Source organism: Flavobacterium tyrosinilyticum, from assembly GCF_023656565.1.
Taxonomy (GTDB): Bacteria; Bacteroidota; Bacteroidia; order Flavobacteriales; family Flavobacteriaceae; genus Flavobacterium; species Flavobacterium tyrosinilyticum.
On sequence record NZ_JAMOKG010000001.1, the window covers coordinates 1,642,394 to 1,658,917 of the forward strand.

13 protein-coding genes are annotated in these 16,524 nt (G+C 33.7%); 3 read left to right on the plus strand and 10 right to left on the minus strand.

Annotation, left to right across the window (positions count from 1 at the left end):
- Positions 1-344: 344 nt before the first annotated feature.
- From NCC77_RS07250 to pyrH, 3 genes are all read right to left on the minus strand, one after another.
- Positions 345-2,840, minus strand: a complete 2,496-nt coding sequence (locus NCC77_RS07250) for a DUF5686 family protein (protein ID WP_250834977.1) — start codon at positions 2,838-2,840, stop codon at positions 345-347.
- Positions 2,841-2,960: 120 nt separating this feature from the next.
- A complete protein-coding gene (gene frr, locus NCC77_RS07255) occupies positions 2,961-3,524 on the minus strand; it encodes a ribosome recycling factor (RefSeq protein ID WP_095928306.1) in 564 nt (187 codons plus the stop codon).
- Positions 3,525-3,599: 75 nt separating this feature from the next.
- Entirely contained in the window at positions 3,600-4,307 is a 708-nt protein-coding gene (pyrH, locus tag NCC77_RS07260; protein ID WP_057122376.1) for a UMP kinase, read from the minus strand.
- Positions 4,308-4,446: 139 nt separating this feature from the next.
- Between pyrH and NCC77_RS07265 the strand changes: the two genes are divergently transcribed.
- Positions 4,447-4,977, plus strand: coding sequence for a hypothetical protein (locus NCC77_RS07265; RefSeq protein ID WP_250834978.1), 531 nt, complete (start codon positions 4,447-4,449; stop codon positions 4,975-4,977).
- Positions 4,978-5,191: 214 nt separating this feature from the next.
- On the plus strand, positions 5,192-5,809 hold the full coding sequence (locus tag NCC77_RS07270) for a thioredoxin family protein (RefSeq protein ID WP_250834979.1): 618 nt from the start codon (positions 5,192-5,194) through the stop codon (positions 5,807-5,809).
- Positions 5,810-6,145: 336 nt separating this feature from the next.
- Here the strand turns inward: NCC77_RS07270 and truB are convergent, their stop codons facing one another.
- The 7 genes from truB to NCC77_RS07305 form a co-directional block, all read right to left on the minus strand.
- Positions 6,146-6,835, minus strand: coding sequence for a tRNA pseudouridine(55) synthase TruB (gene truB / locus NCC77_RS07275; RefSeq protein WP_095928300.1), 690 nt, complete (start codon positions 6,833-6,835; stop codon positions 6,146-6,148).
- Complete coding sequence (locus NCC77_RS07280; RefSeq protein ID WP_095928299.1) at positions 6,835-7,632, minus strand: undecaprenyl-diphosphate phosphatase; 798 nt, start codon at positions 7,630-7,632, stop codon at positions 6,835-6,837. Before NCC77_RS07280 ends, truB begins: the two co-directional genes overlap by 1 nt.
- A gap of 103 nt (positions 7,633-7,735) precedes the next feature.
- On the minus strand, positions 7,736-7,993 hold the full coding sequence (locus NCC77_RS07285) for a DUF3098 domain-containing protein (RefSeq protein WP_095928298.1): 258 nt from the start codon (positions 7,991-7,993) through the stop codon (positions 7,736-7,738).
- 107 nt (positions 7,994-8,100) lie between these two features.
- Positions 8,101-8,976, minus strand: a complete 876-nt coding sequence (locus tag NCC77_RS07290) for a cell division protein FtsX (protein ID WP_250834980.1) — start codon at positions 8,974-8,976, stop codon at positions 8,101-8,103.
- A 635-nt stretch (positions 8,977-9,611) separates the two neighbouring features.
- Positions 9,612-10,202 (minus strand): molybdopterin-dependent oxidoreductase, encoded by a 591-nt coding sequence (locus NCC77_RS07295; protein ID WP_250834981.1) that lies wholly within the window; start codon positions 10,200-10,202, stop codon positions 9,612-9,614.
- 12 nt (positions 10,203-10,214) lie between these two features.
- Positions 10,215-12,770: a TonB-dependent receptor gene (locus NCC77_RS07300; protein WP_250834982.1), complete on the minus strand. Its 2,556-nt coding sequence runs from the start codon at positions 12,768-12,770 to the stop codon at positions 10,215-10,217.
- A 235-nt stretch (positions 12,771-13,005) separates the two neighbouring features.
- A complete protein-coding gene (locus NCC77_RS07305) occupies positions 13,006-13,353 on the minus strand; it encodes a winged helix-turn-helix domain-containing protein (protein ID WP_250834983.1) in 348 nt (115 codons plus the stop codon).
- 250 nt (positions 13,354-13,603) lie between these two features.
- On the opposite strand from NCC77_RS07305, the gene leuS reads away from it, so the two are divergent.
- Positions 13,604-16,468 carry a leucine--tRNA ligase gene (gene leuS / locus NCC77_RS07310; RefSeq protein ID WP_250834984.1) on the plus strand — a complete coding sequence of 955 codons (2,865 nt, stop codon included), beginning with the start codon at positions 13,604-13,606 and terminating at the stop codon, positions 16,466-16,468.
- Positions 16,469-16,524: the final 56 nt, after the last annotated feature.

Below are 16,524 nucleotides of genomic sequence, written 5' to 3' on the forward strand. Positions count from 1 at the left end.
GTTCTTATGACGAATTTCGTCGGTCTAAATGAGATATAAAAATGACAGAATAAGGCAATTATGGAAAACGAGTTTTGATTTAGAAATCATAAATAGTTTTAAAATTCCAAAGTAGGGAATTTAAATAAACAAAAACCCAAATTCCAATTTTACTTATTGGGGTTTGGGATTTTTTTTAGCCACGAATTCACGAATTTTATTGAATTTCTTTACGCTGTATTTATCGATAAATTGCACAGATTTGCGCAGATTAGTAGCGGAAATTAGTGAAATGCATCGGTAAAATTTCCACAAAGTTTAAGTAGATAAATTTGTGAATTCGTGGCGAAAAAATGAATTTTAAATTAAAGCCCAAGATCAAGAACATAAGAAATCTTAACCGCAATATTGTCCTCAAACTTCAATAACTGATTTGGTCCATATCTATAGAATCCGCCTAAACCAAAACCTTTAAAGATTCTGTTCAATTCGATTCCTGATTCAAAATAACCTTTATCCAAAGTTTTATATTCTGGGCCAACATGCTGTTCTGGATTTTCCATACTTCCCCAGGCCATTCTAGTAACTAAAACTAACGATGGGCGAACTTTTCTCATAATTCTAATTCGGTCAAAACCGTGCTTAATTTGAAACATCAAATATTGGCTTGAGAAGAACTCGTTAAAATACATGGTTTCAAAAGCATTTCTTCCGGCAAAAGTGATACGCTGAATAACGGTTTCCTTCGTTAAGTTATTCGGAGAGGTATTGTATAAATGTGTAATAGGAACATCTCCCATTGCATAACCAGCCTGTAAAAGCAAACTTGTTTTTTGGCGGTTTAAATACTGTTTTTCGTATTCGGCTTTAAAATCTATTTTGCTAAAAGTAAAATCATTTTCAAAAACATTTGGTAACGACTGCGTATATTGAAAAGTAAATCTCGGAAACTTTTTATCGCTTTCAGTTCTTCCTGTTGGAGTCTGCATATAATTGCTGAAAGGTGCCCACACAATCGAAAGCATTGCTGTGGTCATGATATAATTTGAATATAAATTCCCGTTTAGATTAAAAAGATAATCAAATTTTGGCTCGATATAATTTCGCGAAAATTCCAAAACGGCTTCAGTTTTCGGAATAAATTTGGTTTGAACATTGGCACGCCATCCTATATATTCATAAAATGTACTAATGTTTATCGGACGCGGATCGTAAATTTTAAAAACACGTTTATCAACAGAAAAAACGGTACTTGCAATTTCTCGCACATCATCAGTATAATAACCATTAAACCAAGTATTGGTGTATTTGTCTAATAAAACGCCACCTCCAACACTGTATTTAAAAACACCATCTTTTGTTCCGTATGCGGTGTAGCCTTCTAGGCGGAAGTTTTTAGATAAACGATCGTTTGTAATTCCGCCAACGCCAAGACGAAAACCTTCGTAATTGTTATAACTTATGATTTTTTTCAAATCTAAATCGACAGGGCCAATCGGGTAGAAGCCATTAATGATTTTTCGGCCAATTCCTAAACGTTTTTCGATTCGATTTCGAATTGAAAGACTATCTAATAGCAAATAAGTTTTTTGGCTTTTTAAATCCAAATTTTCCTTTCGGTAAGCTTGCCAGAAACTTTCCGGTTTTTTGGCCGCATCGTCTTTAATTTCGATATAAAGTGAAGTGTTTTTTATTGGACTGTCGGTGTTTACACGAATGTCAAAACTATTACTTTCAGAAAGGAGATAGGTAAAATCTGAAGCCACTTTTTTTCTGGGTTCGAAATTCTCTTCAACATCTCCGTCAAATTGAATTGTACCGCCCAAAATTCGAATATCATCATCATTTTTACCTTTTACGATTTTAAAAGTGGTGTTGCTTTGAAACCATATTTTCTCTTTCGGAATATATTCAAATTCGTGAATTCCACTAATATCCAAAACACCCTTAATACGCATTACAGCTTTCGCGACAGCGTAATTTTCTTTATCAATATATAAAACCCCTTCTAATCCAGAAGTTCTGTGTTTTGATTTATTTTTAAAATAGATCATATACGCGTCACGACCTTTAATGCCAACAGTGTCTAAGAGTTTATAATTGTAGTTAGAAGGTGCATTTTTCGAAATCGGATTTTCATATTTGGTTTCAAATAATTCGTACTTAGAATCGTAAATTGAGATAGATTGAAGGTTGAAGGCCAGAACTTCATAAATAGGCTGTTTGAAACCTGCAATTTTGGTTCCCAAAACGGTTTCTTTGAGCTTGTGGTCTCCAAACTGATATTGAGAAACTTTCTCGGTCTGAAACAAATGCTGTTTGCTTACAATTTCTTTAAACTTATAATCGGAAGAATCGATATTGATAACTTTTTTACTTAAGTCTTTATATGCCGCCGAAGTATCGATACGTCCATCAATCGAATCCGGATTAGCAGTAACAATAAGTTTGTTATAGGTTTTATACTCAAAATTATTGAGTTTTTTCTGCGGATCGTTTTTCGCTTTATTGGCAATAACTTTTTTAATAATGGTAAGCGCAGGGTTTTCATTAGAAACAACAACTTCTTTTAGATCATCTGTCTGCTGTAAAAGCGCTACCGAATAAAAGGTTTTGTTATTGATTAACGCAATAGTCTTAGTTTGGAAACCTACATAAGAAACCGTAAGCGATGTAGCCGAACTGCTAATTTTAAAAATAAATTTTCCATCAACATCTGTAATAGTGTTATTGCTTTCTGAGGTGGTAATGGTGGCAAACGGAAGAGGTTTGTTGTTTGAATCGGTTACGATTCCGTTTATTTGAATTTGCGCTTGAAGGGTAAGCGTAAAAAACAAAGTCAAAAAACAAAATAGCTTCATACAGAATGATATAGTTTCAAAAACGAAAAAAAAATAATTTTCGTATGCAAAAATAGCAATAAAAAAATCCGTCTGGTACAATAAACCAAACGGATTTTTTATTTTATCTCAATCTCAAGATTATACTTTCATGATTTCAGCTTCTTTTGCAGCCAATAACTCATCAATTTTTTTGATGTAAGAGTTTGTTAAGTTTTGAACTTCTTCTTCTGCAGATTTACAGATGTCTTCAGAAGTTCCTTCTTTTTCTAACTTTTTAATATCAGTATTAGCATCTTTACGAGAGTTACGAATACCAATTTTAGCATCTTCAGCTTCAGATTTTGCTTGTTTCGCTAAATCGCGACGACGCTCTTCTGTTAATGGTGGTACGCTAATGATGATCATATCTCCATTATTCATTGGGTTAAAACCAATGTTAGCGATCAAGATTGCTTTTTCAATTGCTTGCAGCATATTTTTTTCAAATGGCTGTAATGTAATTGTTCTAGCATCTGGAACACTAATTTTAGATACTTGAGAAAGCGGAGTTGCAGATCCGTAATAATCTACAAAAACACCTCCAAGCATAGCTGGAGAAGCTTTCCCTGCACGAATATTAAGAAATTCTTTCTCTAAGTGTGCAATAGTACCGTTCATTGATTCCTCAGTACTTTCTAAAATAAAGTCTATTTCTTCAGTCATTTTTTTTTTAGTTTTCAGTTTTCATTCTCAGTTTTCAGTTAAAGTCTTGCGCGACTGTAAAACTGTTGCTGATGACTATATATTTACTACAGTTCCAATGTTTTCGCCTTCGCAAATTTTCAATAGGTTTCCGATTTTGTTCATATCAAAAACAACGATTGGAAGTTTGTTTTCTTGGCTTAATGTAAATGCAGTTGTGTCCATTACATTTAATCCTTTTTTGATTACATCATCAAATGAGATAAAATCAAATTTTACTGCAGAAGCATTTTTTTCTGGATCAGAATCGTAAACACCATCAACACGAGTACCTTTAAGGATAACATCAGCATTGATTTCGATACCTCTTAAAACAGCAGCTGTATCGGTTGTAAAATATGGATTTCCAGTTCCGGCACCAAAAATTACAATTCTGCCTTTTTCAAGGTGGCGATCTGCTCTTCTTTTAATATATGGTTCTGCAATAGATTCCATTTTCAAAGCAGTCTGCAAACGCGTTTTCATTCCTTTATCTTCAAGAGCGCCCTGCAAAGCCATTCCGTTAATAACAGTCGCAAGCATTCCCATGTAATCGCCTTGTACTCTATCCATTCCAGCACTTGCTCCGGCAACGCCTCTAAAAATATTTCCTCCTCCAATAACAATAGCAATTTCTACTCCTTTTGCGTGAATCTGCTTGATTTCATCTGCATATTCGGCTAATCTTTTCGGGTCTATACCGTATTGTAAATCACCCATTAAGGCCTCGCCGCTAAGTTTAAGAAGAATTCTTTTATATTTCATGTGTGTGTTGCGTTAATTTGTGCAAATATAGACATATTCTGATTTTTAAAAATAATGTTTGCAAAATTATTTTGAGAAGCGTCAATTAATTAAATTTTTTAATTTTGTAGGAAAATATATTTAAGTTTTTAAAATGGTAATGGATACAAAATTTGCTTTGGATTTTTTGCAAAAGCATCAACCAATGCCTGATGATGAAGATTTATCGGAAGAATTAATAGCGACTTATAACGAAATTAGAGAATACTTTATGAGAGTAAAGGACAAGAAGTGCATTAAGTTGTTTTTGAATTCTTTTGGATATCTAGATGGATTTGGAGTTTATCAATTGGTAGATAGTGTAATTCTTCAATTTTCGATTGAAGATATTTTGGATGATTTGATTGATGGATTAAAAAGTGAATATTTTAGTGTGCGTTATTGGTGCGCAATGATCTCAGCTAATTATCCATGTTTGGAGCTTGTCTATTCATTGGAAAAATTATTGTATGAAAATAATTTATCTCCTGAAGATGAATTTGATTTAAAATCAGCAGCTTTAATAAGCCTAAGTATGTTTGAATTTCCAGAAACAATAAAAGTTTTAAAATCTTATATAAATAAAGAAAGTGATGAAGAATTGTTGAGTGAAGCAAAAACTTTTCTTTCTGAACTTGAAAAAATGTTATGAATCATTTAGAATTTCTTTAAGAAAATTGAAGATTAAAGGTTTTGAAGAAAAAATGAAAACCATCATAAATTCTGAAAAAGGTTGGATAAAGTCAGAAGCAAAAAAGTATTTGGATAAGTCAGCTTCGTGGTAAAATTATCAATAATGTGACAAATGTCATTTCTAAGTCATTTCAAAAATTCGTATTTTTATTGTAACCTAAAAATAAAAAAATATGAAAAGCATCGTAGCCAAATCATTATTCAATAGTCATTCTTATGCTGAATATAGAAAAATAGTAACCGATTTATTGACTGAAGGAAAATCTACAGGAAATGAACAATCTGAAAGTCTTACCAATTATTCCAAGTTGAATGAAGCCAGAATGAATAGGCTAGACAAAACGATAACTATTTCAGATTCGATTGCAGAGAAGCTTCAAAATTTAGACAATCATTATATCTGGCTGGTTCTTTCGGAAGGTTGGTGCGGAGATGCAGCCCAGATTCTTCCAGTTTTAAATAAAATGGCCTTGGTTTCTCATAAAAAGATTGATTTGAGAATTGCATTTCGCGATGAAAATGACGATTTGATGAACCATTATCTAACCAATGGCGGAAGAGCAATTCCTAAAGTAATCGTTATTTGCAAAGAAGCCGGAATTGTACGTGCAGATTGGGGGCCAAGACCAAAAGGAGCAACCGAATTAATGGCCAAACATAAAAGAGAAGTTGGCGCTATTGACGAAAAAATTAAAACCGATTTACAGTTATGGTATTTAGCAGATAAAGGAATTTCGGTTCAGGAAGAATTGGTTGAAATCATGGAAAATATCAAATATAATCGCCTTTAATCGGATTAATGTGTTGATAAGCAGATGATTTAGTTAATAAAATTATCTTAAAGTCTTTTTGACTTCAAAAGATTTTTGTAACTTAGTGAAAGTAACCCACTTCTATTATAACTTTCAGATTTACTCTTTTTATTGGTGTTTTATTTATTGTCCAACAATTAAATACACTATTATGAAAAAGTTATTCGAAAGGTTTTATGATTTCTTTTCTAAATTTCTATTTGGAGGAAAGAATGTGCCTCACTATTAAACAGAAATAAGTATGAAATAATTTTACTTGTTTTTAGGAGCTTGGCACATTACTTTTCAAATTGTAATGTGCTTTTTTTGTTTTAATTATTTAAAGCTTTCTTCAAATAAAGTAATATCAATTGCATTTTTTACGTCGTAATCGCCAATTTTAGTTCGGCGTAAAACAGTTAAATGCGAACCTGAATTCATGGCTTTTCCAAAATCATAAGCCAGAGAGCGAATGTAAGTTCCTTTAGAGCAAACTACTCTAAAATCTATTTCAGGCAATGCAATTCTTGTAATTTCAAATTCGTGAATCGTAGTTTTTCTGCTTTCAATTTCGATAGATTCTCCTGCGCGAGCATGTTCGTACAAACGAACGCCGTCTTTTTTAATAGCTGAGAAAATAGGCGGTTTCTGATCGATTTCGCCCAAAAATTGTTTTACCGTTTCATGAATCAAAGCTTCATCGATATGATCGGTTGGAAATGTCTGATCTATTTCCGTTTCTAAATCGTAAGATGGAGTAGTGGCACCTATATAAAAAGTACCTGTATATTCTTTTGCCTGACCTTGAAGTTCTGAAATTCTTTTAGTGAATTTTCCGGTGCAGATTAATAAAAGTCCCGTCGCTAAAGGATCTAAAGTTCCTGCGTGACCAATTTTGAACTTTTTTGGAAGTCCAACTTTATTAATTAAAAGGTATTTTAATTTATTAACAGCTTGAAATGAACTCCATTTTAATGGTTTGTCAATCAATAAAACTTGTCCTTCTAAATATTCTTCAGGTGTCATTATATAATCGTAAGCGGATGAATGAAAAAGTGAATCAATAATAAAATGATTCCGGCAATGATTCGGTAGTAACCAAAAACTTTAAATCCGTTTTTAGTTAAAAATCCGATGAAAGTTTTAATTGCCAATAATGCTACAGCAAAAGCAACAATATTCCCAATAACCAACATGTTTACTTGATCGTGAGATAATTCAAAACCAGCTTTGTAATAATCGTAGCATTTTTTTGCAGTTGCTCCCAACATAGTAGGAACGGCTAAGAAAAATGAAAATTCTGCAGCTGTCGTTCTTGATAATTTTTGAGACATTCCCCCAACAATACTAGCTCCGCTTCGAGAAACTCCAGGAATCATAGCAATACATTGAAACAATCCGATTTTGAAAGCTTGTAAATAACTGATTTCTTGAGAGGTTTCAGCTGTATTTGGATTGTTAAACCATTCGTCTACTTTCAATAAAATAATTCCACCGATTAAAAGTGAAATGGCGACAGTTACCGGATTTTCTAATAAGCCATCAATAAAATCGCTTAATAATAATCCTAAAACAACTGCTGGAATAAAAGCAACAAGAAGTTTAAAGTAAAAATCAAAAGTTTGAAAGAAACGTTTGAAGTATAAAATAACAACAGAAAGTATCGCGCCAAGCTGAATTACAATAGTAAAAAGTTTAGTGAAATCGTCATGAGCGATTCCAAAAAAAGAAGAGGCAATAATCATGTGACCTGTAGAAGAAACAGGCAAAAACTCTGTAATTCCTTCAATAATAGCAAGAACAATAGCTTGTAGTGTATTCATTTAGTTTAGATTATTAGATTTTTAGACTTCTTAGACTTTTTAGATTTAAAAAGATTAATTTAATAATCTAAAGATCTAAGAAGTCTAAGCTGTCTAAGAAAGTCTATTTTGATTTTTTGAATATAGAATAAATCGTGATTCCGAAACCGATTAAAACAGTTGTCGGTGCTAAACGAATACGTCTAAAGTTAAAAATATCTTCGTTAAAAACATTTGGATCTTTACTTCCTCCGCCAGACATTAAAATAAATCCTAGCGCAATTACAGCAATACCAATCAATAAAATTTTATAATTGATGCTGTCAAAAAGGAATTCTTGTTTTTGAACTTGTTGTTCTTCTTTATTATTGTTGTTTTTCATTTTTATCTTTTGTTAAACCAGCAAAGCTAAGTTTGTTTATTTGTAGCCTGAGCAAAAGCGAAGGCGTTATAATCTAAAATCTACAGTCTGCAATCTAAAATCAAAAATTAATAAAGATCGTCAGTTCTTAAATTCAAGAAACGCTGTGTTGCGAAATGTGTGCTTACCCAAGTAATTAGAACTCCTAATCCGAAAACGGCAACCAAGACTAAACCGGTTAGAGCTTTGTCTTCTAGAATTCCTAAACCAGGGAAATTTGTATCGACATAAAGCAACAGTGCGATCAAAGCAATAATGGCAAGACCAGCACCAAGCATTCCAAGTTTTACACTTCGCATTACAAATGGTTTACGGATAAACGCTTTTGTAGCGCCAACCATCTGCATGGTTTTGATAATAAAACGATTTGAATGTATAGATAAACGTAGCGAACTGTTGATTAATAAAACAGCAATTACAGTTAAGAAACCGCTGATAATCAAAATCCACATACTTACTTTTCTGATGTTGTCATTTACCAGATTTACCAATTGTTTGTCGTAAACAATATCTGAAATCATAGCATTTTTGCGAAAGTTGCTTTCAATCTTAACAATGCTGTCTCTTTCTACGTAATCTGCTTTTAAGTGAATATCGTATGAATTCAATAACGGATTTTCTCCCAAAAAGGTTAAAAAGTCTTCTCCAATGATGTCAGTATGGTCTTTTGCCGCTTTTTCTTTGGTTACATAAACAAAAGATCTCGCAAAAGGAGCTCTTTTAAGTTCCGTATTAAATGCTTTGATAACACTGTCGTTTGCTTCATTTTTAAAGAAAACCGTCATGGCGATTTTTTCTTTAAAATCGTCCGCCAACTGTTTTGAATTAATAATGAATAATCCTAGTACTCCCAAAAGGAATAAAACCAAGAATACACTTAATACTACCGAAAAATAAGAGGAAATTAACCTGCGTTTTTGAAATTTATCAAAGTTAGAACTCATAGTCTGCTTAAATTATGTGGTAAAAATAATAAAGAATTTCTTTATTTAAAGTTAATAACAAACTTTTATACTTAAAAGTACAATTTAAATCTTGAATAAAGTTTTTATTTAATCCCAAAGTGTGCAAGGTTTTGTGTGAAGTTTCTAAACAAAGCTTATTTAATCTCGCAAAGTCGCAGAGTCGCAAAGTAGAAACTATAGCCACAGATTAAAAAGATTCAAATGATTTTTTAAATCTTTGTAAATCCTTAATCTATGGCAGAAAATTGCGTAAAGCCTTTTGCAAGGTTCGCAAAGTAAAAAGTATAGCCACAGATTAAAAGGATTGAAATGATTTTTAAAATCTGTGTAAGTCCTTTAATCTGTGGCAAAAAAATAAAGCTTTGCATTTTGCACGTATTGTTTTTCAAATATAGCCCGTGGTTTCAACCACGGGGACACAATCATGGGCACGATCCGTATTTCAGTGGATTCGATCACGGGACGAAAAATATATAAAAACGTTTCCCGTGGTTAAAACCACGGGCTATATTTGACAAGCAGATATTTAAAATTAATTGAACAAAAACTTTGCGACTCCGCGACTTTGCGAGCAAAAAAACTTAGTAGCTTAGCATCTCAGAATCTCAGAATCTTTACTTAACCTTATAAACTTCGATACTTTTTAGCCAATAAACATGGCGTGGTCCTGTTCTAATATCATTTTTACAAATTGCGATCATTTTGCCGTTTTTAACTGGTTTTCCATTTTCTTCAAAAAGAATATAGGCATTTTCTCCCGTCGGATTATTGAAAAGTTCTGCCCATGAAAAAGTTGCTTTATAATCATCTGAAGCTCTAGCTACAATATAGAAGTTTCGGTCTTTATGATCTTCCTGCTTGATTTTGGCTTTTTCGAGAATATCTTTTAAAAGAACGCCTTTGCAAGCTTTAATTTCTCTTTTTACTTCTCCATTTTTCCCAGTAATTTTAAAATTGTCAAGGGTAACAACTTTCATTTTTTTTAGAGAATCGACTGTTAAATGTAGCGGAAATTCAACTTCGCCCTTTACTTCAATTTGATGATTGACTAATTTCAAGCTGTCTTCTGCCGTAAGCGTTCCATGTTCATGTTTTTTAGTTTCAGAAGTTTTTTCAGTTGAAATTTTTTCTTCTTTTTTAGATGAATTGCACATGGAGCATGAAAATGCAATTAAAAGAACGAGAATGTAATTTTGTGTTTTCATAAGAGTTGTGATTTAAATTTTACTGCTTTCCCAAACCAATGACAAATAATATAATCCGCCAATTGATGGGCCGCCGAGAATTGAAGAGTAGGGTTTGTTCAAAATATTTGTTCCGCCCAATTTTGCCGAAATTCCTTTTTTGAAAGCATAATTTACCTGAGCATCCATTGACCAATATGCAGGAACGGTTCCGCTGACTAGAAAAGAAACATAATCAAAATTATTTTGATAACGTGCGGTAACACTCGCTCCGAGATTTTTCCAGATATTTTGAGCAATCAAAGTTCCGTTTACATTAAATTCGGGTGTATTGAAACCGTCTTCTAAACCATCTTTATCATCTGTTCTGTCTAGTTTGGTATAAGTTAAATTGGTAAGCGCGCTGAAAGTATTATCAAAACGGTATTTCAAACCTAAGCTTCCTCCATAATTGTAAATTTTACTTTTAGAATTGGTCCAAAGTCTGTAGCGATTTTGAGTGTTTTTAGAATATAAAGCAGTCGGAATCAAATTTGGATCTGTCGTATTCGGAATACTGGCTTCTACCTGAGCGATGAAATTTTTATAAGAGTTGTAATAGAAATCGGCGTCAATAAAAAGATTTCTGTTTAATGCCAATCCTCTAAAACCAACTTCAAACGATTTTACAAATTCTGGTTCCAGATATGTATAAGGATTTTTCTGAATCGTATTTTTATTTTTTTCGATCGCCTGTGCCTGCGTCAAACCATTTGTGTTTACATCGGTATTTACCTGTGCTTGAAATTTATCGATTGAAGCTTTTGTATAAGAGTTTTCAAAAACGCCATCAGACATAATTCGTAATCCGCCAACACGTTTTACACCGCCTGAATTTACATTCGAAAATCCTTCAAAAATACTGGGGAATCGATACCCGTTTTGGTAAGAAGCTCTAAAATTGATGGTTTCTTTTGGAGAATAAACTGCGGTAAACTGCGGCGTAAATTTCGCATCAAAATAATCAGCTTTATCCATTCTAACAGTTGCACTCAAACGTAATTTATCTGAAAAAAAATCTTTTGTCACTTGTGTGAAAGCGCCGGTTTTTTGATACGTCAGATTTTCATCAGCATGAACGGGATTGATGAAATAATTTCCGTCGGGAACTATAGTGTAATTTCTGTAATCGACACCGCTCAAAAGTTTCGCATCAATTTTTTCGAAAAATGAAACAAAAGCTTTATCCCAATTAACCAATCCTTCGCCATGTGCTAAAGTCGATTTTACTCTCAGAGCCGCGCCAATATCCCAATTGTTAATATCGATCAATTCGTTTTTCTTTTGTTCGTAAGCTTCAGTTCCGGGCAAAAATCTTTCTACATCAGATTGCGTTCTGGCAATTCTGTGTGCGTCGGCAACGCTTGCTCCGCTTGCAACAGCATTTTTATAAGCCATACCATAATCAGCAAACCATTTATCATCCGATTTATAAGCGCGATCCATATTTTCTGCCAACGAACGCATATTGTATGAATCGCCAGTATTTTCGGTTGTTGCGTATGCTTTTACCTGAAAAATAGGGGTGTGATAATCGGCAGAAAATTGATTTAAAGTATAATTGTCTAATCTAAATCTATTTGAACGCTGATAAATCGTATTGATTAAAGCTGTTTTGTAAGTCACAGAAAGTTCATGATCTTTTTTTGGTCTAAAATACAATCCGAAATCAGCTTTGTAATTTTTTATTTCGTAATCAGAAATGTCTGTTTCTCGATAACCTGTTCGGGCAACAACATAATTTTTGCCATTTAAGTTTAATGTTTTTCTGTTCGCCGATTCATTTCCGTAACCGTTCACTTCGTCATACGCTGGATTATCTGCACCAAACAAACCTGTTGAAGCATTGGCATTTGGAGCCAAATCGGTTCTGTCATCGGCAACCCAATCTGTTCCACCTGTTGTTGAAGCATTGATTTTAAGCGCCCATTTTTCATTGAAAGCTTTTGCGATTCTTAAATTAAACTGAGAATATACTTTCGGTGAAAACCGATCAATATTCCCGACATGATTTACGCCAGTCAATTGCTGTATAGCGATTCCCTGATATTCAAAAGGATTTTTGGTTTGAATATTGGCTAAACCATTAATCGCATTCATTCCATACAAAGCGGCAGCCGTTCCGGGAATGATTTCGATTTTATCAATATCCAAATCATTTGCACCTAGCGCATTTGCAATTGGAGCGCCCAAGTGTGGAGCCTGATTGTCGATTCCGTCTACCAATTGGGCAAATCTTACATTGGTAGAATTGGCAAAACCTCTTGTATTGATGACTTTAAAACCTAGACTTGGCGTAATAATCTGAACGCCTTTTACATTTTCTAATGCTTCATAAATACTTGGCGATCCCATTGCTTTCGCTTCCGCCGATTTTAACTGCTCAATACTTATGGGAGAATGCATTAATTTTTCAGAACGGCGAGATGCAGTAATCACGATTTCATTTAGTTCTTCTTTTTTAATGCTGTCTTGCGTTTTCGAATTTTGGACTTGAGAAAAACTTTTCAGGCTTATAAAAACAAAGAATAAATACAGTTTTTGGTTCATGGGTTTTGGCGGTTAAATTCAGTATGTTTTAAAATGAATACTGATGGTTAAAAAAAAAGTCGGTTTGGTTGGTTATTTTTTTAAACACATAGAAACATAGGTTTTTTTATCCTCAAAAAGATTGTAAAAAAGAAACTAGTTTCTAAAACATAGATTTGCTATGTGTATTTGAATTAAGAGAAACGCCTTTTTACGATTGCTAAAGCTATGTTTCTATGTGTTTAAATATTTGTTTTTAAAACTTCAAATTCTGAGTTTCTTTTTGAGCAAACTCTTTAATACGTTTTTCAACTTCATAAAAAATAGTAATGGCTCTTTCTCCAGCATCGGTTAATCTTGCACCTCCGCCGCCTTTTCCTCCAAGAAGTTTTTCAACTAATGGACTTTCAGCACGCTGATTCATTTCTTCGACCAATTGCCAAGCTTGACGATATGCCATCTTCATTTCTTTTGCAGCATTGGTAATCGATCCCGTTTTCTTGATGTTTTCAAGAAGCCAGATTTTACCAATTCCAAGAAATGCGCCTTCAGCTTCCTCGATCCAAACACGGACTTCAACATTGTATTTTTTACTGTCGGCCATTTTAATTTTTTAAATGCTATTCAAAAATAATTCTTTTCTGATAAAAATATTCTGTCAACGTAATATATTTTCTAAGTATAAAAATGCAAACATAAGTATTTTTACGTAATTAAAAATAAGTATTTTGTTATTTTATTTGTTTGTCAGTGAAATAGCTTTGCTACAATCCGCAATAAATGTAAATTTGCGGCTTAATTAATTTAGTGAAAAGCTTAGAACCTTAGTAACTTAGAATCTTAGTCACTTAGAAATGAAGTACAATCCAAACGAAATTGAAGCCAAATGGCAAAAATATTGGGCAGAAAATCAAACTTTTGCAGCAAAGAATAACTCTGAAAAAACGAAACACTATGTTCTCGATATGTTTCCTTATCCATCTGGAGCAGGACTGCATGTTGGGCACCCGCTGGGTTATATAGCTTCAGATGTATATTCTCGTTTCAAAAGACATCAAGGTTTCAATGTTTTGCACCCAATGGGATACGATAGTTTCGGATTGCCAGCAGAACAATATGCGATTCAGACCGGACAGCGTCCAGAAGATACAACTCGCGTAAATATTGACGGAGGAGTAGACAAAGAAGGAAAACAAATTGCAGGTTACAGAAAACAATTAGATAAAATCGGATTCTCATTTGACTGGGCGCGTGAAGTGCGTACATCAAACCCTGATTATTACAAGCATACACAATGGATTTTTATTCAATTGTTCAACTCTTGGTATTGCAGAAAACAAGGTCAAGCTTTTGATATTTCTGAGCTTGTAACTGTTTTTGAAGAAAGCGGAAATGCATTGGTTGAGGCGGTTTGTGATGATAACGTTGCTATTTTTACTGCTGACGAATGGAAATCTTATTCTGAAGATCAAAAAGAGAAAATCTTGTTGCAATACAGAATGACGTATTTGGCAGAAACAGAAGTAAACTGGTGTCCAGGCTTAGGAACTGTTTTAGCAAATGACGAAATTGTAAACGGAGTTTCGGAACGTGGTGGCTTTCCTGTTATAAGAAAAAAAATGACACAATGGAGTATGCGAATTTCTGCTTATGCCGAACGCTTACTTCAAGGTTTAAATGATATTGACTGGAGCGAGTCAATTAAAGAATCTCAAAGAAACTGGATCGGGAAATCGGTTGGGGCTTTGGTGACTTTTAATGTGAAAAATCATGATGAAGTAATCGAAGTTTTCACTACTCGTCCTGATACTATTTTTGGAGTTACTTTTATGACTTTGGCGCCAGAACATGATTTGGTTGCTAAAATTACAACTCCAGAACAAAAAGAAGCTGTTGAAGCGTATATCGAAAAAACAGCAAAACGTTCGGAGCGTGAGCGTATGGCCGATGTAAAAACCATTTCAGGAGTATTTACTGGAGCTTATGCGGAGCATCCGTTTACAAAAGAAGCTATTCCGGTTTGGATTGGTGATTATGTTTTGGCAGGCTATGGAACTGGTGCTGTAATGGCAGTTCCTTGCGGAGACGAAAGAGATTATGCTTTCGCTAATTTCTTTAAAGGTCGGAATGGAATGCAGGAAATCAAAAATATCTTCGCGAATGTTGATATTTCTGAAGCGGCTTATGGATCTAAAGACAATGTTGAAATCGCAGCTTCTGATTTCTTAAACGGATTAAATTACAAAGACGCGACAGCAAAAGCGATTTATAAGTTAGAAGAAATCGGACAAGGAAAAGGAAAAACAAATTACCGTTTGCGTGATGCTGTTTTCTCTCGTCAGCGTTATTGGGGTGAACCGTTCCCAGTTTATTATGTGAATGGATTGCCTAAAATGATCGATACACAGCATTTGCCAATTATTTTGCCAGAAGTAGAGAAATATTTACCAACAGAAGACGGTTTGCCTCCATTAGGAAACGCGGCAGTTTGGGCTTGGGATACAAAACAAAACAAAGTTGTTAATACAGATTTAGTTGATAATGTTTCGATTTTTCCTTTAGAATTGAACACTATGCCAGGATGGGCAGGAAGTTCATGGTATTGGATGCGTTATATGGATGCGCACAATGAAAATGAATTTGCAAGCAAAGAAGCTTTAGCTTACTGGGAAAATGTAGATTTATATATTGGAGGAAGTGAGCACGCAACAGGTCACTTGTTGTATTCTCGTTTCTGGAACAAATTCTTAAAAGACAAAGGTTTTGCTCCGACCGAAGAGCCATTCAAAAAACTGATTAATCAGGGAATGATTTTAGGGACTACAGCTTATGTTTACAGATTAGAAGGTACAAATACTTTTGTGTCTAAAAATAAAATTGAAGGTCAAAATGTACAGCCAATTCGTGTTGATGTTCATTTTGTTAATTCTTCAGATGAATTAAATATCGAAAAGTTCAAAGCTTGGAGAGAAGATTTCAATACAGCAGAATTTATTTTTGATGAAAACGGAAAATACATTGTAGGTCGTGAAGTAGAAAAAATGTCTAAGTCATACTATAATGTGGTAACTCCAGATGATATTTGTGCTGAATATGGAGCTGATACATTACGTTTATACGAAATGTTCTTAGGTCCGTTAGAGCAAGCAAAACCTTGGAATACTGCTGGTATTTCTGGAGTATTTGGCTTCTTGAAAAAATTGTGGAGATTGTATTTTGATGATAACGGTTTAATCGTAAACAACGACGAACCAACAAAAGACAACTTGAAATCATTACATAAAACGATCAAAAAAGTAGCAGAAGATATCGAGAATTTCTCTTTCAACACTTCGGTTTCTCAATTTATGATTTGTGTAAACGAATTGTCTTCTCAAAACTGTCATTCAAGAGCGATTTTAGAACCGTTAGCAATTTTGGTTTCACCATACGCACCTCATATTGCAGAAGAATTATGGTCGCAATTAGGACATACAACTTCGATTTCTGAAGTTGCGTTCCCGATTTTTGATGAGAAACATTTAATTGAAACCAATAAAGAATATCCAGTTTCTTTCAACGGAAAAATGCGTTTCACCATCGAATTGCCTTTGGATTTAACCAAAGAACAAATCGAAGAAATCGTAATGAAAGACGAAAGAACACAAAAACACTTAGACGGAAAAACGCCAAATAAAGTGATTATTGTTCCTGGAAAAATCATCAACCTTGTAGGTTAATTTTAAATTCCAATATGAAAAATTCCAAATTCCAATTTTACGATTGGGGTTTGGGA

Coding starts and splice junctions, on each gene's coding strand:
- truB (WP_095928300.1), bottom strand. CDS start 6,835: ATGACACCTGAAGAATATTTAGAAGGACAAGTTTTATTGATTGACAAA.
- NCC77_RS07280 (WP_095928299.1), bottom strand. CDS start 7,632: ATGAATACACTACAAGCTATTGTTCTTGCTATTATTGAAGGAATTACA.
- frr (WP_095928306.1), bottom strand. CDS start 3,524: ATGACTGAAGAAATAGACTTTATTTTAGAAAGTACTGAGGAATCAATG.
- NCC77_RS07290 (WP_250834980.1), bottom strand. CDS start 8,976: ATGAGTTCTAACTTTGATAAATTTCAAAAACGCAGGTTAATTTCCTCT.
- NCC77_RS07305 (WP_250834983.1), bottom strand. CDS start 13,353: ATGGCCGACAGTAAAAAATACAATGTTGAAGTCCGTGTTTGGATCGAG.
- NCC77_RS07285 (WP_095928298.1), bottom strand. CDS start 7,993: ATGAAAAACAACAATAATAAAGAAGAACAACAAGTTCAAAAACAAGAA.
- NCC77_RS07265 (WP_250834978.1), top strand. CDS start 4,447: ATGGATACAAAATTTGCTTTGGATTTTTTGCAAAAGCATCAACCAATG.
- leuS (WP_250834984.1), top strand. CDS start 13,604: ATGAAGTACAATCCAAACGAAATTGAAGCCAAATGGCAAAAATATTGG.
- NCC77_RS07300 (WP_250834982.1), bottom strand. CDS start 12,770: ATGAACCAAAAACTGTATTTATTCTTTGTTTTTATAAGCCTGAAAAGT.
- pyrH (WP_057122376.1), bottom strand. CDS start 4,307: ATGAAATATAAAAGAATTCTTCTTAAACTTAGCGGCGAGGCCTTAATG.
- NCC77_RS07295 (WP_250834981.1), bottom strand. CDS start 10,202: ATGAAAACACAAAATTACATTCTCGTTCTTTTAATTGCATTTTCATGC.
- NCC77_RS07270 (WP_250834979.1), top strand. CDS start 5,192: ATGAAAAGCATCGTAGCCAAATCATTATTCAATAGTCATTCTTATGCT.
- NCC77_RS07250 (WP_250834977.1), bottom strand. CDS start 2,840: ATGAAGCTATTTTGTTTTTTGACTTTGTTTTTTACGCTTACCCTTCAA.